Source organism: Brevundimonas bacteroides DSM 4726, assembly GCF_000701445.1.
In the GTDB taxonomy this organism is placed as follows: domain Bacteria; phylum Pseudomonadota; class Alphaproteobacteria; order Caulobacterales; family Caulobacteraceae; genus Brevundimonas; species Brevundimonas bacteroides.
This window is the reverse complement of record NZ_JNIX01000009.1, coordinates 109972-126536: the sequence shown is the minus strand read 5'-3', so window position 1 is coordinate 126536 and position 16565 is coordinate 109972. Positions and strand designations below refer to the sequence as shown.

Genomic DNA, 16565 nt, shown 5'->3' with positions numbered 1-16565 from the left:
GACGCTGGACATGTCCGCGACCATCGCGCCTCAGCCCATGAACGGCAAGCTCCGCAGCGTATAGGCGACCGCCGCGACGACGATGATCCCGGCTACGCAGAGGCCGACGAACCACAGCAGCTTCTTCCAGAGCGGACCGGTCTCCTCGCCCGGCTCCGGCGGGGGAACGGGTCTAATGATGATAGCCGGCCTCCTCGTCGATCTTGCCCCGGAACACCCAGTAGACCCAGGCCGTGTAGGCCAGGATCATCGGCAAAATGACCGAGGTCCCGACCAGCATGAGGCTCAGCGCATTGTCCGGCGCGGCCGCCTGACGGAAGTCCAGCGCATAGGGCACGATGTAGGGCGCGAACCCGACCGCCAGCCCCAGATAGCCGGACAGGAAGACCAGCACCGCCCCGACGAACGGCCAACGGTGCGACCCCTTCCGCGACATCACGCCCACCAGCGCGAGCCCGGCGAGCCCCAGCAGCGGAATGGGTATCAAGGGCAGAAGCGTCGCCAGATCCAGCCCGAAGCCGTCGCCCAGATCGAAGCCCCAACGGGCCGCCACGCGCGGATGCACCAGCAGCGTCGCCACGCTGACGGCCGCCAGCAGCACGGCGGTAGCCAGCGCGCTCCAGCCGGTCCACCGCTTGGCGTCGCCGTGCAGATTGTCCTTGGTTTTCATCATGAGCCAAGCCCCGCCCAGCAGGGCATAGCCCGCGAGCAGCCCCGCCGAGACCAGCAGCGTATAGGGCGTCAGCCAGTCGAACTGGCCTCCGGCGAAGCGATCGTTCCGCACGGTCACCCCCTGGATGAAGCCGCCGAGCACGAAGCCCTGCGCCACCGTCGTCAGAATCGAGCCGCCGGAGAACATCTGAGTCCAGAAACGTCGGCCGCGATCGTTCGCCCGAAACCGAAACTCGAACGCCACGCCCCTCAGGATCAGCCCGGCCAGCATCAGCAGGATCGGCAGATAGAAGGCGGGCATCACCACCGAATAGGCCAGGGGAAACGCCGCCAGCAGCCCCCCTCCCCCCAGCACCAGCCACGTCTCGTTGCCGTCCCAGACAGGGGCGACCGTGTTCATCATCACATCCCGCTCCTCCTTGGAGCGCGCGAACGGAAACAGGATGCCGATGCCGAGATCGAACCCGTCCAGCAGCACATAGAGCAGCACCGCCAGAGCGATCAGCCCGGCCCAGAGGAGCGGAAGATCCAGGCTCATGACGTGCGTCCTCTCAGGCCGTCCGGACCGTCGGGCGGATCGTCGTCCCCGGGCGTCGTGTCCTCCGGCGCCTTGGCCAGCGGGGTGCCGGGCGGGCGCTGCTGGCGGGGCGCAGGCTCGACGTGGGCGGCGATCGGTCCCTCGCGCATCAACCTTAAGATAAAGATCGCTCCGGCGGTGAAGACGATCGCATAGACGGTCACATAGGCCAGCAGAGACGTCGCCACTTGGCTGGCGATCACCGGCGAGACGGCCTCGCGGGTCTTCAGCACGCCATAGACCACCCAGGGCTGGCGCCCGACCTCGGTTACCATCCAGCCTGCCAGCACCGCGATGAAGCCCGACGGGCCCATGACGACGCAGAAGCGCAGGAACCACGGACTGTCGAACACTCTGCGCCGCCAGAGCAGCCAGCCGCCCCAGGCGCCGAGCCCAATCATCAACAGACCGAGCCCCACCATGATCCTGAAGCCGAAGAAGGGAATGAACGGCGGCGGCTGATCTTCCTTGGGCCAGGCGTCCAGGCCCTGAATGACCTCGTCACGCGGCACGTTCTGGATGACGTTTCCGAGGCCGGGGATCGATACTTGGAAATGGTTCTTCTGGGCCTCGCGGTCCGGAATGCCGAACAGATGCAACGGCTGATCGGCACGGCTTTCCCAATAGCCTTCCAGCGCGGCGGTCTTGGACGGCTGATACTTGTGCGTCACCTCGCCCGACCAGTGGCCCACCACGAGCTGCAGCGGGGCTAGCACGACGATCAGGCCGATGGCCATGACCAGGGAAATCCGGCTCTCGGTCCACCCAACAGGGTTCTCGCCCTTTGCCCGGTCCTTCAGAACGTGAAAGGCCGATACGGCTCCGACGACAAGCCCGGTCGTGAGGAAGGCGGCGACCAGCATGTGGGTCAGCCGCGACGGGAAGCTGGGATTGAAGATCACCTTCACCCAGTCGACGGCGACGAAGGTCCCATCGGCCAGCACCTGATGCCCCTGCGGCGTCTGCATCCAGCTGTTGGCCGACAGGATCCAGAAGGCCGAGATCATCGTCCCGACCGCCACCAGACAGGTCGACAGGAAGTGCAGCTTGGGTCCGACCTTCTTCCAGCCGAACAACATGACGCCCAAGAATGACGCCTCCAGGAAGAAGGCCGTCAGGACCTCATACGCCATCAGTGGGCCGATCACCCCGCCGGTCAGCCGGATGAACTCCGACCAGTTGGTGCCGAACTGGTAGCTGAGCACCACGCCGGACACGACGCCCATGCCGAAGCTGAGCGCGAAGATCTTCACCCAGAACAGATAGAGGGTCTTGAACGCCTCCCGCTTGGTCCAGAGCCACAGGCCCTCGAGCACGGCGAGATAGGACGCCAGCCCGATGGTGAAGGCCGGAAACAGGATGTGGAACGCCACGGTGAAGGCGAACTGCATCCGCGACAGCAGGAGGGCGTCGAAATCCACGTGGGCGTTCCCGAAGGGCCTTGGACGCGCAGAGGTCTGAGCCTCCGGACCGTCCGCGTCCATGACCAACGCCGCCGCGCGGCGTCGGGTCGCAGGAATTCACCGCAGAATGATTTTCAGGCCGCCGGGAGCTCGATCCAGAAGGTCGATCCGGCTCCGAGCTCGGACTGGACGCCGATCGTCCCGCCTTGCAGTTCGACCAGCCGCTTGGCCAAAGCCAGGCCGATGCCGTGACCTTCAACCGCCGTCCGCTCGAGGCCGAGGCGGTTGAAGGGTTCGAACAGTTGCGCCTGCTTCTCGGGCGAGAGACCCGGGCCTTGGTCGATGACCTCGATACGCACGCCGTCGTAGATGCGGCTGGCGCGGAAGGTCAGGGTTCCACCGGCGGCGGCGTACTTCACCGCATTGGTCGCCAAGTTGTCGATCACCTGGGCCAGGCGTTGCGAATCCGCCAGGGCAACCAGTCCGTCGCCGTCCGCCACCACCGTCATCTTCAACCGCGCCGCCTCGGGGCGCAGCGCGGTCGCCCGGCAGACGTCGTCCAGCAGCCCCGGCACATCGGTCGGACGCAGCTCCACCTTGACGGCGCCGGACTCGGCGCGGGCGACGTCCAGCAAGTCGTGCGACAAGGCCTCAACCTGCCGCGCAGTCTTGACCAGCATCTGCGCCATTTCCTTCTGGGTCTCGGTGACAGGACCCAGCTGGCCCGAAGACCACAGATCGCCGATGCCGATGACGCCACCGATCGGGCTCTTGATCTCGTGGGCGACATTGGCCAGCAGCCGCGACTTGGCCGCCGACGCCCGTTCGGCCCGCAACTGCCCGGCCTTGGCGCGTTCCGAGAGACGGTCGCGCTCTTCCAGAAGCGAGGCCACGAGGACGATCGGCACATAGCCGAACAGGAGCGTCAGCTGCATCAGCATGGCGCGCTCGGCCAGATCACCCTCGACCCAGCGCCAGGGGCCGGCTCCGGTCATCAGGGCGGCGATGGCGCAGATCGACATCACGACCAGCCCCGCCGTCACCCCGATCACGCGCAGCCGCGCGGCGATCAGAATCAGGACCGGGATCATGGCGAAGCCGAGCGGCCGCGTCAGAACGAAATAGACCGCGACGCACACCGCCAACAGCAGTCCGAACAGGAGGACAGTCTCGGCGATCCGCCACGGCGACAAGAGAACCCGCAGCGGCTGCTTCTCTAGAGCGAGCACGAAAGGCGCCACCACGGCCAGGCCGAGCGCATGGCCGAACCACCAGGTCTGGAAGGAGGTCAGAAAATCAGCCCCGTTGATCAGGGTCAGCCCCGTCGCGGCGAACAGGCCGCCGCCGATCGGGGCGACGAAGGCGACGGCCAGGATGAAGCGGCAGGCCCCCTCGACGCTGGCGAGGTTCAGGGTCGGGGCGAACCGACGGGCCAGAAGCACGCCGGCGACGATCTCGAGCATGTTCGCGGCGGTGAACATGGCGGCCAGCTCGGGTCGGTTGCCCGCCAGGAACTGGCCGGACAGCACGCCCACGGCGATCAACCCTCCGAAGGACAGGTCGTAGCTCCAGCCGCGCCCACTGCGAAGCCAGACGGCCACCGCAAGCGCATTCGCCGCCCAGAGAGCGGCCACGAGGCCGGCCGTCCGCGCGGTCGAGATCGCCAAAACAGTCAGCAGCATGACGCCCGCGACGGTTGCGATGGGCGCGAGCGGGTCGCTGAATAGCGTCGCCGCCGTGGTGACCCTCTGCGCTCGCGTGTCATTGGCCCCGACGACGGGGTCGAGGTCCGCTGCGGTCAGGACACGGCTGTAGGGCATCCGGGGGACACTCGGGGCAGAAGCGCGACAGTCGTGATTAAGCACGCGCTTCCTAACATCCTCTGAAGCTACGGACTCGGCGTGAGGATCTTGGTGAACTGTCCGACCGCGGCGGCCGGGCCGATCGGATGGCCCCAGACGCCCTGACTGACCGCCAAGAAGTCAGCCCCTGCCTCGACTAGCGCAGCGGCGTTTTCGATCGTGATCCCGCCGATGGCCACGCAGGGAACCTCCATCACCTCCTGCCAGATAGTCAGGATCTCCGGATCGGGCCGATGGACCGTCTCCTTCGTCGAGGTCGGGAAGAAGGCACCGAAGGCGACGTAGTCGGCACCAGCCTCGGCCGCTTCCATGGCCAAGTGGCGGCTGTCGTGGCACGTCGCGCCGATCATGGCGCTCTTGCCCATGATCCTGCGGGCCGAGGCGACCGAGGCGTCCGACTGTCCGACATGAACCCCGTCGCAGCCCAGCGCCGCCGCCAGATCGGGCCGGTCGTTGAGGATCACAGCAACACCCCGCGACTGGGCGATCGGAGCGAGCCGCCGCACGGCGGATGTAACTGACGCGTCCTCAGCCGGCTTCAGCCGGATCTGCAGCGCAGCGACCGGTCCGGCGTCCAGCGCCTGTTCCAGCGCGAAAGCGAACCTCTCCAGATCGGCAATCGAAGGCGGCGTGATGAGGTAGAGCTGGCATTCTGAAGCGCGCATCGGCGGCTCGTGCGACGCCGCAGCCCTCCCGTCAACCTGGCGAATGAGAATGCGTTGCAATCCCTCGCCGTCATGCTATGGAGAACCAGTCGCAACTTAGTTGTCCGAGACACCGCGTGTACGTCTGCAACTGCAACGGCCTTCGCCAACGGGATGTCGCCCTCGCCATCGAGGCGGGAGCCCGTCGACCCCGTGAGGTGTTCGACCGCAACGGCTGCGCCGCTCAGTGCGCCAAGTGCGTCTGCGAGATGCGCCAGATGATCGACGACAGCCGCCAGGCCTTCGCCCTCGCCGCCGAGTAGTTGGCGACAAAAATCATTCGCAATATCAATGTGGTGATAAGGGCTCGCAACAGCCCACGACCACTTTCGCCTGTGTTATGAGGCGTCCACGGGCGATCCTCGCCCCTACCGATTCACTCAGGAGCCGACAGCCATGAAGGGCGATCCCGCGATCATCCGCACCCTCAACGCGGTGCTGACCAACGAGCTGACGGCGGTCAACCAGTATTTCCTGCACGCCCGCATGTTCGAGAGCTGGGGCCTGAAGCACCTCGGCGAGATCATCTACGAGGAATCGATCGGCGAGATGCGGCACGCCGACAAGCTGATCAAACGCGTGCTGTTCCTCGACGGCCTGCCCAACATGCAGGACCTGCACAAGCTCAAGATCGGCGAGAGCGCGGTCGAGTGCCTGGGCGCGGACCTGGCGCTGGAGCTGGGCGGCCGTGACACCCTGCTGGCCGGCATCGCCCAGGCGGAAGCCGCCTCTGACTTCGTCAGCCGTCAGATCCTAATGGAGATCCTGTCGGACACCGAGGAGCACATCGACTTCCTTGAGGCCCAGTTCAAGCTGATCGAACAGTTGGGCGAGCAAAACTACCTGCAGTCCGCCATGACCGAGATTTCGCCGGACAAAAGCGCCACCGGCGGCTGAGGTCAGAGCACCTCGCGTCGGCTGAGGTGGATGACGGCGGCGATCAGGGCCAGCGTGCCCAGACCGCCGCCGAGCGCCAGGGCCGTGTCGTGTCGCCACCCCTCGCCCATCACATTGACCGCCATCTGCCAGGGGAAGAACACCCCTTGCTTGGCGCTGGTGGCCGCGACCGCGAAGAAGGTGCCGCCGATGCCGAGCGCGAGCGCGGGCACGAAGCTGGCGAACCGCATCGCCGCCCAGAACTGAATTGCGATCATCAGCATGGCGGCGATCAGCACCTTGGCGAGAAGCAGGCTCGTCGCGGCGACGTCGGGCTGGCCCGTGGGACGGATCGCCGGCTTGAGCGTGGCCGCGAGTTCCACGGCCGCATAGGTCACGGCGAGATTCAGCACGCTCATGAGCACCACGAGACCCAGCACGCCGGCCAGCTTGGCCGCATAGACGCGCCAGCGCGGCACCGGAAGGCTGCGCAGATGATCCCAGGATCGCGGCGCATGCTCCATCTGCGCGACGAGGGCCGTCAGAGCCGTCACGCTCATTGGCAGCATGAAGAAGGCCCAGAGCCCCACGGACGTCGTCAGCCAACGGTCCCAGGGGCCAGCCTCGTCGAAGCGACCGACGTTGAAGAAGGCGAAGATGCCGATCAGGCACGGCGCGGCGAGCGCCAGCAGCAAGGCCAGCGAGCGATTGAGCTTGCGGATTTCCACGAAGAGGACGGACAGCATCAGGAGGTCCCCTGGGACTCGGCCTGGGGTGCGGCGGTGACGGCGCGGTAGATGCCCTCCAGCGAGCGGGCGCGCGGCGCGAGCGCGAAGACCGCGACACCGGCCAGGACCAGGTCGCGATTGATGCGGGCCGTGACGGCCTCGTGATCCTGTCCCGGCCGAAGACGCAGCGTCAGGCCGTCCGACTGATCCGCGAAGGTCAGGTCGTGGGTCTCCAGAACGGCGCGGGCCCGGCCGGCGTCGTCGATCCGCAGGCCGATCTCCGGGGCCAGATCGGCCTTCAGGCGCGACAGCTCGCCTTCAAGCACCAGCCGTCCCTCACTCAAAATCCCCACGTGGGTCGCCGTCTGCTCGATCTCGCCCAGCAGGTGGCTGGACAGCAGAACCGTCGCCCCCGTCCGCTCCGTCAGGGTCTTCAGAAACCGTCGCATGTCGGCGATGCCGTCGGGATCGAGGCCGTTGGTCGGCTCGTCGAGGATCAGCACGGGCGGCGCGCCCAGCATGGCCCGGGCCAGCCCCAGCCGCTGGCGCATGCCCAGCGAGTATCCGCCCACCCGCCGTGCCGCATCGGCGGTCATCTCGACGACCTCCAGCACGCGGTCGACCTCGGCGCGCGGCAAGCCGAGAAGCGAGCGGGTCAGGTCGAGATTCTCGCGGCCCGTCAGGTTGGCGTAGAGCCCGTGCGCCTCCAGCAGAGCGCCGGTCTGCCGAGCCGCAGCAAGGCGGGCGCGGGCGACATCCACGCCCGCGACACAGGCGACGCCTGCCGTGGGCTTCAGCAAGCCCAGCAACATCTTCAGCGTCGTCGTCTTGCCGGCTCCATTGCGGCCGAGAAACCCGTAGACCGCGCCTTGCGGGACCGTCATCGACACCGTGTCCACGGCCACGCGGCTACCGAAGCGGCGGGTCAAATCCCTGGTTTCGATGGCATGCATTCGTAGGCCCGATCTTTAAGTCGGAGATAAAGTTGCGCAGCGACGTTCTTTAAGTCAAGATTAAAGAAAAGTCAGAAGGAGCCCCTCATGCAAGTGCCTGAAGCCGCCGCCTTCCGCCGCCTCTGCGCCCAGTACCGGTGGCTGGCGATCTTCATGGTCGTCAGCGTGGGCGCACTTCTCGCCCTCATGCACATCGCCTTCCCGCTCGCACTGTGGATCAGGGACGGCCAGGTTCGGGACGGAGCGATCGGCGCGGCGGTCTTCGCCCTGCCGACTGTCTGCTATCTCTATGGCGTCTGGGCGATCGGCCACGGGCTGGGCGAGGTCGCTAGAGGACGACTGATCCAACCCGCCCTCGCCGGCGCCCTCCACAGGGTGGGTCTCGCGCTCGGCATCGGCGGCCTCCTGAGCGTCTTCGGCGTGACCAACATCCTGCGGATGATCGGCCAGGCGCAGGGGGGCTATCTGTATTTCGACGTCGCGGGCATGACGCTGGGTATGATCGGCGGTGCGCTGTTTCTGCTGGGCCGGGTGGTCGATCATGCGGGCCGCTTGCAGGCCGAACTGGACGAGATGATCTGATGCCCGTCCGTGTGACGCTGGACGCGCTGATCGTCGCGAGAGGCATCAAGGCCCGCGACCTGGCTGCCGAGGTGGGCCTGAGCGAGACGCAGCTTTCGCTGTTCCGTTCGGGCAAGGTAAAGGGCATCCGGTTTTCCACCCTGGCTCGGCTTTGCGCCGCCCTGGGGTGTCGACCGGGCGACCTGCTGGACTATGGCTATGACCCGGCCGACCTGACGCTGCCTGGGGACGATAGCCTCTGACCGGAACCGCTCAGCATGCCGCTCATTTCGCTTCCCAGCACTGGAGCAGGCGAATGAGCGACATCGACGACCGTCTCGACGACATCCGGGAGGCCGCGTCCGACTTCCTGAACGCAGACGAGCGCGACATCGGACATGTCGCCCTGGGGGTCGCCGTCACGGTAGGCTTCGCCCTGCTCGCCACGGCGCTTGCGAGCGGGACGATCGGTCCTCGTCATCGCACCGTCTCCCAGCGGCGCGAAGGGGCGGGTCCGGTGACGGAGCGTCCGCGCGGGGCCTTCAGCCTCGTGCTGCCGGCGGTTTTCTCGGCGACCACGCTTTCGGCCGTGCGCGTCTGGAACGCCCCTGCTCGGCCCGAGCGCACCTCGGCCATGATCCTCTGGGCGGGCGCCCAGGCGATCAACGCCGTCTGGATCGCCTTGCGTCCCGCCAGCCGGGGCATGCAGATCGCCGCCGCCATGACCTCGGCCGGTCTCGCCGCCGCTTTCGCCCATGAGGCGCGCAAGCTCGATCCCAAGGCGGGCAAGCTGGCCTCGCCGACCGGCGCCGGCGTTCGCATTGCCAACATCGTCGACCGTAAGGCCGAGCAGGCGGCTCATACCGTCCACTAGGGCCGCCGCCCGGCCCGCCTTGCCCTGCTGTCCGGCTTCCTCTAGGGATCGCGCCCGAATTCGCGCCGGCCGTCGTGGCCGCGCCCCAGCTTCAGCGATCCCCTTATGGCGAAAATCAACGGCAACACCATCAAGCCCGGCATGGTGCTCCAGCACAACGGCGGCCTGTGGGTCGTCACCAAGGCCAGCCACGTGAAGCCCGGCAAGGGCGGGGCCTTCGCCAACGTCGAGGCCAAGAACCTGGAGACCGGCAACAAGCTGAACGAGCGCTTCCGCTCGGAGGACAAGGTCGAGCGCGTCACGCTGGAGCAGAAGGACTTCTCCTTCCTGTACGAGCAGGGCGACGCCCTCGTGTTCATGGACGACGCCACCTACGAGCAGATCGAACTGCAGAAGGACTGGGTCGGCGAAGACTCCATCCCCTACCTCCAGGATGGGATGAAGGTCGTCATCGAGATGCACGAGGAACGCCCCATCGGCCTCAGCCTGCCCGAGCAGGTCACCCTGACGGTCGTCGAGACCGAGCCGACCGTGAAGGGCCAGACTGCTTCGTCGTCCTACAAGCCCGCCATCGCCGACAACGGCGTGCGCATTATGATCCCGCCCTATATGTCGGCGGGCGAGCGCATCGTGGTCGATACAGCCACGGGCGAGTACGTCCGCCGCGCCGACTGATCTGCCGAACGGCCCTTCGGGGCGAGCACTGAACTTCTCCACCGGTCCGGGCCGCCCGCCTTTTCAGGACCGCTGGACCAGGAGATTCCCGAATGGCCCTCGCCTCCGCCCTGCTTCAGGTCATGACCGACGCAGTCAGGAAGACCGCCCGTCCCATGGTGCGCGACTTCGGCGAGGTCTCGAACCTGCAGGTGTCGCGCAAGGGACCCGGCGACTTCGTCACCGCCGCGGACCTCAAGGCCGAGCAGACGCTGTTCGAGCTGCTGACCAAGGCGCGCCCCGGCTACGGTTTCCTCGGCGAGGAGCGCGGCCTGATCGAGGGCACCGACAAGTCCCACACCTGGATCGTCGATCCGATCGACGGCACGACCAACTTCATGCACGCCATGCCCCACTTCGCCATCACAGTGGGGCTGGAGCGCCGCGCGCCGGACGGTTCGTCCGAGATCGTGGCGGGCGTGACCTACAACCCCATCCTGAACGAGCTGTTCTGGGCCGAGAAAGGCAAGGGCTGCTACCTGAACGACCAGCGCATCCGCGTCTCGGGCCGCCGTGACCTGGCCGACAGCCTGATCGCCACCGGCCTGCCGTTCATCGGCAAGACCGGCCACGCCCAGGCCATCAAGGACATCCACGCGGTCGGCCAGCGCGTCGCGGGCATCCGTAGGTTGGGCTCGGCGGCGCTGGATTTCGCCTGGGTCGCCTGCGGTCGCTACGACGCCTATTTCGAGCGCAACCTGAAGCCCTGGGACGTGGCGGCAGGCACTCTGTTCGTCACCGAGGCGGGCGGCATCGTCACCTCCATCGAGGACCACGGCGATCCGAAGAGCGGCGCGACCATCTGCGCCGCCAACGCAGAAGTCCACCCGGCGCTGCGCAAGGTTTTGCAGGCCGCCTGAGGCCGCATCGCTTCATCTGTCCGTCGCAGGCCCGCCCTACCCTCGCGGCATGATCCGGTTCATCCTCGCCGCCATGCTGCTCGCCGGTCCTGTCGTGGCCCAGACGCCTCCGCATCCGCTCGTGATCGCCCATCGCGGCGCGTCGGGCGAGCGACCCGAGCACACCCGCGCCGCCTATGAGCTCGCCATCGATCAGGGCGCGGATTTCATCGAGCCCGACCTCGTCATGTCCAGAGACGGCCACCTGGTCGTTCGCCACGAGAACGAGATCTCCGAGACCACCGACGTCGCCGCGCGCCCCGAGTTCGCCGAGCGCCGCACGACAAAGACCATCGAGCCGTCCCGTCACCGGCTGGTTCACCGAGGACTTCACCCTGGCCGAACTGCGCACCCTGCGCGCCCGCGAACGCCTGCCCGCGCTCCGGCCCGCCAGCGCCGCCTTCGATGGACAGGAGCTGATCCTGACCTTTCAACAGGTCATTGATATCGCCCGCACGGGTTCGTCGCGCACCGGCCGGACTATCGGCGTCGCTCCGGAACTTAAGCACCCGACCTATTTCCTATCGATCGGCCTACCGATGGAGCCGCCGCTGATCGCCGCGCTGGCCGACAACGGGCTTATGGCCGCCGACAGCCCCGTGCTGATCCAGTCGTTCGAGATCGATGTTCTGCGCTCGCTGGATCAGGCGACGGACGCGCCCTTGCTCCAGTTGATGTCGCCGCTGGGCGGCCCGTTCGACCGGCCCGGCACGACCTACGCCGAGATGGCCCGGCCCGAGGGCCTGGCCCAGATCGCGACCTATGCCGACGCCATCGGAGTCGAGACTGGACTAATCTTTCCGCGCGACGCCACAGGAGCCGCCCACGCAGCGACCTCGCTGGTGACCGCCGCCCACGCCGCTGGGCTCAAGGTCGTGGTCTGGACCTTCCGGGCCGAGGACGTCTTCCTCCCGGTCGAACACCGGCGCGGCGAGGACCACGGGGCCGGCGACCTCAGTGGCTGGCTTCATCGGTTCTATGGGCTAGGTGTCGACGGCGTTTTCACCGATCATCCGGGCGTGGCGGTCGGGTTGCGGGAGTAGAGCGTCGGCAGCCGTGTTGGACTCGAAGGGTGCCGAGTGCAAAGAGTCGAACTGCGGATACGAGAGGGAAGGTACAACCTGTATCCGTTTGATACAGTGGACGTTTCCTGCTCTTCACCCTGAGGGTGGACAAGAGGGAGCCTCTATCCTTCCCGGAACTGAAGCTCCGCCAGGCGAGAATAGAGCCCGCCCTTGGCCACTAGTTCGTGGTGGGTGCCCTCCTCCACCGCGACGCCATCCTCCATCACGACGATGCGGTCGGCGCGGAGCACGGTCGCCAGGCGGTGGGCGATGACCAAGGTGGTGCGGGTCTCCATCGCCTGATCCAGCGCCGCCTGCACCAGGGCCTCGTTCTCGGCGTCGAGCGCGCTCGTGGCCTCGTCCAGCAGCAGGATCGGCGCGTCGCGGACAAGGGCGCGAGCGATGGCCAGCCTCTGGCGCTGGCCGCCCGACAGGCTCTTGCCGCGCTCGCCGAGCGGGGTGGCGAACCCTTCGGGCAGAGCTTCGACGAAGCCCAAGGCCTGCGCCTCTTCCGCTGCCTGGCGCACCTCATCTTCGCTGGCGGCCTCGCGGCCAAACCGGATGTTTTCCAGCGCCGAGCCCGAGAACAGCGGCGCTTCCTGCGAGACCCAGGCAAAGCGGGCGCGGACCTCGGCCGGATCAGCGGCCTTCACATCGACGCCATCCACGCTGACCGACCCCGCCTGGGGATCGTAGAAACGGAGCAGCAGACGGAAAACGGTCGACTTGCCCGCCCCCGATGGCCCGACCAGAGCCACGGTCTCGCCGGGCCGCACCGTGAGATCGAAACCCTTCAGCGCCGGCAGATCCGGCCGCCCCGGATAGGCGAACCGCACGCCCGCCATCGCGACCCGACCCTCGGGCGGCGACGGCAGCGGCAGTGGGCGTTCCGGCGCGGCGATCTCCGGGACCGCGCGCATCAGCTCGTCGATGCGTTCCATCGCTCCCGAGGCCTTCTGCACGTCGCCCCAGCTCTCGCCGAGCGCGCCTACAGCCCCCGCGGTGAAAACCGACAGCAGCACGAACTGCAAAAGGGCGCCGGGCGTCATCGTCCCCGCCGCCACGTCCTGGGCGCCAAGCCACAGCACGAAGGTGATGCCGCCGAAGATCACCACGATCACCAGCGCCGTCATCCAGGCCCGCGCCCGGATGCGGGTCAAGGAGACGCCGAACGCCTCCTCCACCACGGCGCCGAAGCGGCCCGCAGCGCTGGTGACCCGGCCAAAGGCCTGGACGGTCTCGATGGCGTCCACGCTCTCGCCCGCGAAACCGACGGCATTGGCGAAGCGGTCCTGGGACTTGACGGTCAGCTTGCGGACCTGTCGCCCGAAGATGAACACCGGACCCAGCAACAACGGCGCTGTCAGGAGGACCAGCCCGGTCAGTTTCGGGCTGACGATGAAGAGCAGCACGATCCCGCCGATCAGCGTCAGTAGGTTGCGGAGTGCGAAGGAGACGGAGGTCGTCAGCAGCGTCTCGACCAGGGCGATATCGGTGGTCAGGCGGCTCAGCACCTCGCCGGTGCGCATCCTCGCGAAGAATGCAGGATCCAGGGTCAGGACCCGCTCGAACAGCGCCTTTCGCAGGTCGGCGATCACCCGCTCCCCGGTCTTGGTGACGTAGAAGTAGCGGACCGCCGTGGCGATCCCCAGCACTACGGCGTTGGCCCCGAGGAACAGGAACCAGCGATCGATGTCGCGGCCGCCGTTCTCGAAGCCGTGGTCGATCGCCCCCCGGGCGGTCGCGGTGAGGCCCAGCGACGCCGCCGTGGACGCCAGCAGCCAGAACAGGGCGATGAAGGCGTCCAGCCGATGCCGGACCAAGAACGGCCAGAGCCTGAGCAGAGGCCGGACGTCTCGACTGCGTCCGCGTCGCTCGCCGGCCTCGCCGATCTGATCGGCCAGCACCGCGCCCGCGCCGGGCCGCCCAGGCGCGGAGGCGGAAACAGGGATCGGCGCGGCAGCGTTGGTCATAGGCAGCGCCTCTTGCCCCGGATGGAGCCCCGGTGTAAACGCCGCGCTCGCTCCCGTCGGGCTTTCCGGCGGGATTTCTCAATTTCGCGCACAGACGGTCGGCATCGTCATCGCGCAGAGACCGGACGCCACCATCATGAAGCCCGACACCCACCCGGACTACCACTTCATCACCGTCACCCTGACCGACGGCTCGAGCTACAAGACCCGCTCGACCTACGGCAAGGAAGGCGATGTGCTGAACCTGGACATTGATCCCTCGACCCACCCGGCCTGGACCGGCGGCAACCAGCAGCTGATGGACCGCGGCGGCCGCGTGTCGCGCTTCAACAACAAGTTCGGCGGCTTCATCAAGAAGTGACCGCACGGCCACTGTAGCCGCGACATCACGAAAGGCGCCGGTCGCGTGACCGGCGCTTTTTGTTTGCCCTGAACGTGGATAACATGGCTGCGTTCGACCCCCGGGGCGTGGACGTCGGGTTCCACGAGGCGTTGAGCCAAGGCGATGCGAGAATGAACAGACGTGAATTGACCTTCGGCGCCGCGGCGGCGGCCATGGCCGCGCCCGCGATGGCGCAGAACGCCGCCCCTCTCGCCCCGCCTCCGACGATCAGCGATAGCCCGTACTACGCGGCTTTCGACGCTCAGATCGCCCGGCTACCCGCGACCGAACAGGCCGACGTGCGGGCCTTCTACGAACTGAACAACTGGCGACCCGTCTGGAATGCCGACCGCGTGCGCCGCCTGAACGAGGCTGCAAACCGGGCTGAACGCCATGGTCTGTCGAAGGCCGACTACTTCGACTTCGTGGGGCTGGCCGCCGACCCGGACAGCGCCGACCTGCGCACCACCGCCGCCGCCCTAAGGTATGCCCGCGTTCTCGCCTTCGGTGCCGTCCGGCCCGAGACGGTCGAAGAGCTTTGGGAAATGCAGAAGAACGTCGTCGACGTTCCGCTCGGCCTCAACGACGCCCTGGTCCAGGGCCGCCTGGTGGAGTGGTTCGAAGGTTTGGCCCCGACCGACATCGGCTACAACAATCTGTCGGCGGGCTATGTTCGCTACCGGCGGATGATCAACCAAGGGGGCTGGCCAGCCTTCCCCGTCCGCGCCGGGACGCTGGAGCCCGGCTCGAGCGACAATCGCATTCCCGCTCTGATCGCCCGCCTTGTGGCTGAGGGGGACCTGACGGCCGAGGCAGGGTCCCGGTTGACGGCGGAAGGGCTCGTTTACAGCCCCGAGTTGCAGCAGGCGGTGCAGGGCTTCCAGGCCCGCCACGGCCTTGCCGCCGACGGCCGCATCGGTCCCTCGACCCAGGCTTCGCTGGGGGCCTCGGCCGAAGACCGCGCCCGGCAGATCGCGCTCAATCTGGAAAGACGGCGCTGGCTGAAGCGCGACCTCAATCCCGAGCGGATCGAGGTCAACACTGCCGCTGCCATCATGGTCTACTGGAAGGATGGCCGCCCGGTTCACTCCAACCGGGTCGTCGTCGGCGCGCCGGCGACCCAGACGCCCAGTCTGGAGAAGCCATTCGCCTCGGTGGTGGCCAATCCACCGTGGTACGTGCCGGCGGGCATCGCACGCCGCGAGATTCTCCCGCGCGGCCCCGCCTATCTGGCCAGCCAGAACATGTACATTTCGAACGGTACGGTGATCCAGCGCGCGGGTCCGAATGCCGCTCTCGGCTATGTGAAGTTCGAGCTTCGCGACAGCTACGCCATCTTCCTGCACGACACCCCGTCCAAGGCCGCTTTCAACCTGTCGGTGCGTCAGCGCTCGCACGGCTGCGTCCGGGTGCAGAACGCGGTCGAGTTCGCGCGGCTCTTGTTGTCCCCTGACCCGGCCCTTCTCGACCAATTCGACGCCGCCCAAGCCTCACGTCGGACCACGCGGATCCAGACAGGTCGTGAGATCAGCGTGCGCCTGCTCTACTGGACGGCCTTCGTCGACGGCCAGGGCCGCGTGGCTTTCCGCGAAGACGTCTATCGTCGGGACCGGGCGCTTGCCGAGGCTCTGGGCATCGCCGTGACTCTTCCCGAAGTCGTTGCCGACGGCCGCGTAGACGCCAACGACGTCGGGCCGTAGGGTTCAAGCCCGGAAGGCGGCTTCCAGCAGACCCATCTGGCTCAAGACCGGATTGACCTCGGCCTCGGCCGAGGCGTCCAGATACATGCGCCGGTCCAGGTAGAGCACGCGGTCGTACAGCTTCTCGGCCCGGACCAGATACTCGACCAGGGCGATCGGAATCTCAGCGTGCGAGGGTTCCGACGCCGTTTTGCGCTCGGCCAGACGGTAGCGCGAGTCGGCCGCAACCTCGGGGGCCATGTCGCCTTCGCGCACCGCCCTCTGGACCAGCAGCCAGGAGGCCACCTGCATCAGCCGAGTGGTCAGCTTCATGCTCTCGCCTGCATAGGCGAGCGCCGCCGAACGCGACAACAGTTTGGATTCGCGCCGTCCATCGCCGTCCAGATAGGCGGCGGTCTCCTCGACCAGCTCCATGCCCTCCTGGAAGGTTCGGTCGAACAGCTCGGAGCGCGCGAAGTCCAGGATTTCGCCCGGGCGGGGCCCTTTGGGGGCTTCGAGGTCGTCGCTCGCCATCAACTCAAACCGCAACATGTCGACACGGAAGACCCGCTGCCTGATCGGGCCGGATTGGCGCCGCGCCCCGACCGCCTGCAACGGCCATGCCACGGAATCGGAACACGCGA

Annotated in this window: 17 protein-coding genes and 1 pseudogene; 10 read left to right on the top strand and 8 right to left on the bottom strand. The window is 67.3% G+C overall.

The window, feature by feature from the left end:
* Nucleotides 1-172 precede the first annotated feature (172 nt).
* From cydB to thiE, 4 genes are all read right to left on the bottom strand, one after another.
* Nucleotides 173-1210, bottom strand: coding sequence for a cytochrome d ubiquinol oxidase subunit II (gene cydB / locus Q333_RS0107885; protein WP_029416206.1), 1038 nt, complete (start codon nucleotides 1208-1210; stop codon nucleotides 173-175).
* Entirely contained in the window at nucleotides 1207-2670 is a 1464-nt protein-coding gene (locus Q333_RS0107880) for a cytochrome ubiquinol oxidase subunit I (protein WP_029416205.1), read from the bottom strand. Before Q333_RS0107880 ends, cydB begins: the two co-directional genes overlap by 4 nt.
* A 116-nt stretch (nucleotides 2671-2786) precedes the next feature.
* Complete coding sequence (locus tag Q333_RS0107875; protein ID WP_029416204.1) at nucleotides 2787-4472, bottom strand: sensor histidine kinase; 1686 nt, start codon at nucleotides 4470-4472, stop codon at nucleotides 2787-2789.
* A gap of 68 nt (nucleotides 4473-4540) precedes the next feature.
* Nucleotides 4541-5179: a thiamine phosphate synthase gene (gene thiE / locus Q333_RS0107870; protein ID WP_029416203.1), complete on the bottom strand. Its 639-nt coding sequence runs from the start codon at nucleotides 5177-5179 to the stop codon at nucleotides 4541-4543.
* Between the two features lie 116 nt (nucleotides 5180-5295).
* On the opposite strand from thiE, the gene Q333_RS0107865 reads away from it, so the two are divergent.
* Nucleotides 5296-5481, top strand: a complete 186-nt coding sequence (locus Q333_RS0107865; RefSeq protein ID WP_029416202.1) for a (2Fe-2S)-binding protein — start codon at nucleotides 5296-5298, stop codon at nucleotides 5479-5481.
* A gap of 133 nt (nucleotides 5482-5614) precedes the next feature.
* Nucleotides 5615-6115 carry a bacterioferritin gene (gene bfr, locus Q333_RS0107860; protein ID WP_029416201.1) on the top strand — a complete coding sequence of 167 codons (501 nt, stop codon included), beginning with the start codon at nucleotides 5615-5617 and terminating at the stop codon, nucleotides 6113-6115.
* Nucleotides 6116-6117: 2 nt separating this feature from the next.
* Here the strand turns inward: bfr and Q333_RS0107855 are convergent, their stop codons facing one another.
* Entirely contained in the window at nucleotides 6118-6840 is a 723-nt protein-coding gene (locus Q333_RS0107855; protein WP_029416200.1) for an ABC transporter permease, read from the bottom strand.
* Nucleotides 6840-7775: an ABC transporter ATP-binding protein gene (locus tag Q333_RS0107850; protein ID WP_029416199.1), complete on the bottom strand. Its 936-nt coding sequence runs from the start codon at nucleotides 7773-7775 to the stop codon at nucleotides 6840-6842. The genes Q333_RS0107855 and Q333_RS0107850 overlap by 1 nt, the downstream gene beginning before the upstream one ends.
* 87 nt (nucleotides 7776-7862) lie before the next feature.
* Here Q333_RS0107850 and Q333_RS0107845 point away from each other — a divergent pair, with 87 nt between their 5' ends.
* From Q333_RS0107845 to Q333_RS16425, 6 genes and pseudogenes are all read left to right on the top strand, one after another.
* Nucleotides 7863-8357, top strand: a complete 495-nt coding sequence (locus Q333_RS0107845) for a DUF2975 domain-containing protein (protein WP_029416198.1) — start codon at nucleotides 7863-7865, stop codon at nucleotides 8355-8357.
* A complete protein-coding gene (locus Q333_RS0107840) occupies nucleotides 8357-8599 on the top strand; it encodes a helix-turn-helix domain-containing protein (protein ID WP_029416197.1) in 243 nt (80 codons plus the stop codon). Before Q333_RS0107845 ends, Q333_RS0107840 begins: the two co-directional genes overlap by 1 nt.
* A gap of 53 nt (nucleotides 8600-8652) precedes the next feature.
* The gene (locus Q333_RS0107835) at nucleotides 8653-9210 is read left to right on the top strand and encodes a tryptophan-rich sensory protein (RefSeq protein WP_029416196.1); all 558 of its coding nucleotides are present in this window, start codon (nucleotides 8653-8655) and stop codon (nucleotides 9208-9210) included.
* Between the two features lie 105 nt (nucleotides 9211-9315).
* On the top strand, nucleotides 9316-9885 hold the full coding sequence (efp, locus tag Q333_RS0107830; RefSeq protein WP_029416195.1) for an elongation factor P: 570 nt from the start codon (nucleotides 9316-9318) through the stop codon (nucleotides 9883-9885).
* Nucleotides 9886-9977: 92 nt separating this feature from the next.
* The gene (locus tag Q333_RS0107825) at nucleotides 9978-10784 is read left to right on the top strand and encodes an inositol monophosphatase family protein (protein ID WP_029416194.1); all 807 of its coding nucleotides are present in this window, start codon (nucleotides 9978-9980) and stop codon (nucleotides 10782-10784) included.
* A 49-nt stretch (nucleotides 10785-10833) separates the two neighbouring features.
* Nucleotides 10834-11866: pseudogene (locus Q333_RS16425) on the top strand (glycerophosphodiester phosphodiesterase).
* A gap of 143 nt (nucleotides 11867-12009) precedes the next feature.
* Here Q333_RS16425 and Q333_RS0107815 read toward each other — a convergent pair.
* Nucleotides 12010-13860, bottom strand: a complete 1851-nt coding sequence (locus tag Q333_RS0107815; protein WP_029416193.1) for an ABC transporter transmembrane domain-containing protein — start codon at nucleotides 13858-13860, stop codon at nucleotides 12010-12012.
* A gap of 136 nt (nucleotides 13861-13996) precedes the next feature.
* Between Q333_RS0107815 and rpmE the strand changes: the two genes are divergently transcribed.
* Both rpmE and Q333_RS0107805 read left to right on the top strand, forming a co-directional pair.
* Nucleotides 13997-14221, top strand: a complete 225-nt coding sequence (gene rpmE / locus Q333_RS0107810; RefSeq protein ID WP_029416192.1) for a 50S ribosomal protein L31 — start codon at nucleotides 13997-13999, stop codon at nucleotides 14219-14221.
* Nucleotides 14222-14373: 152 nt separating this feature from the next.
* The gene (locus Q333_RS0107805) at nucleotides 14374-15942 is read left to right on the top strand and encodes a L,D-transpeptidase family protein (RefSeq protein ID WP_029416191.1); all 1569 of its coding nucleotides are present in this window, start codon (nucleotides 14374-14376) and stop codon (nucleotides 15940-15942) included.
* Between the two features lie 3 nt (nucleotides 15943-15945).
* Here Q333_RS0107805 and rcdA read toward each other — a convergent pair whose 3' ends face one another.
* Nucleotides 15946-16455 carry a protease adaptor protein RcdA gene (gene rcdA, locus Q333_RS0107800; RefSeq protein ID WP_029416190.1) on the bottom strand — a complete coding sequence of 170 codons (510 nt, stop codon included), beginning with the start codon at nucleotides 16453-16455 and terminating at the stop codon, nucleotides 15946-15948.
* Nucleotides 16456-16565: the final 110 nt, after the last annotated feature.

What these genes read in the sequence shown, in the direction of transcription:
- cydB (WP_029416206.1), bottom strand. Translation starts at nt 1,210, where the DNA reads ATGAGCCTGGATCTTCCGCTCCTCTGGGCCGGGCTGATCGCTCTGGCG.
- Q333_RS0107875 (WP_029416204.1), bottom strand. Translation starts at nt 4,472, where the DNA reads ATGCCCTACAGCCGTGTCCTGACCGCAGCGGACCTCGACCCCGTCGTC.
- thiE (WP_029416203.1), bottom strand. Translation starts at nt 5,179, where the DNA reads ATGCGCGCTTCAGAATGCCAGCTCTACCTCATCACGCCGCCTTCGATT.
- bfr (WP_029416201.1), top strand. Translation starts at nt 5,615, where the DNA reads ATGAAGGGCGATCCCGCGATCATCCGCACCCTCAACGCGGTGCTGACC.
- Q333_RS0107855 (WP_029416200.1), bottom strand. Translation starts at nt 6,840, where the DNA reads ATGCTGTCCGTCCTCTTCGTGGAAATCCGCAAGCTCAATCGCTCGCTG.
- Q333_RS0107850 (WP_029416199.1), bottom strand. Translation starts at nt 7,775, where the DNA reads ATGCATGCCATCGAAACCAGGGATTTGACCCGCCGCTTCGGTAGCCGC.
- Q333_RS0107845 (WP_029416198.1), top strand. Translation starts at nt 7,863, where the DNA reads ATGCAAGTGCCTGAAGCCGCCGCCTTCCGCCGCCTCTGCGCCCAGTAC.
- Q333_RS0107840 (WP_029416197.1), top strand. Translation starts at nt 8,357, where the DNA reads ATGCCCGTCCGTGTGACGCTGGACGCGCTGATCGTCGCGAGAGGCATC.
- Q333_RS0107835 (WP_029416196.1), top strand. Translation starts at nt 8,653, where the DNA reads ATGAGCGACATCGACGACCGTCTCGACGACATCCGGGAGGCCGCGTCC.
- efp (WP_029416195.1), top strand. Translation starts at nt 9,316, where the DNA reads ATGGCGAAAATCAACGGCAACACCATCAAGCCCGGCATGGTGCTCCAG.
- Q333_RS0107825 (WP_029416194.1), top strand. Translation starts at nt 9,978, where the DNA reads ATGGCCCTCGCCTCCGCCCTGCTTCAGGTCATGACCGACGCAGTCAGG.
- Q333_RS0107815 (WP_029416193.1), bottom strand. Translation starts at nt 13,860, where the DNA reads ATGACCAACGCTGCCGCGCCGATCCCTGTTTCCGCCTCCGCGCCTGGG.
- rpmE (WP_029416192.1), top strand. Translation starts at nt 13,997, where the DNA reads ATGAAGCCCGACACCCACCCGGACTACCACTTCATCACCGTCACCCTG.
- Q333_RS0107805 (WP_029416191.1), top strand. Translation starts at nt 14,374, where the DNA reads ATGAACAGACGTGAATTGACCTTCGGCGCCGCGGCGGCGGCCATGGCC.
- rcdA (WP_029416190.1), bottom strand. Translation starts at nt 16,455, where the DNA reads ATGGCGAGCGACGACCTCGAAGCCCCCAAAGGGCCCCGCCCGGGCGAA.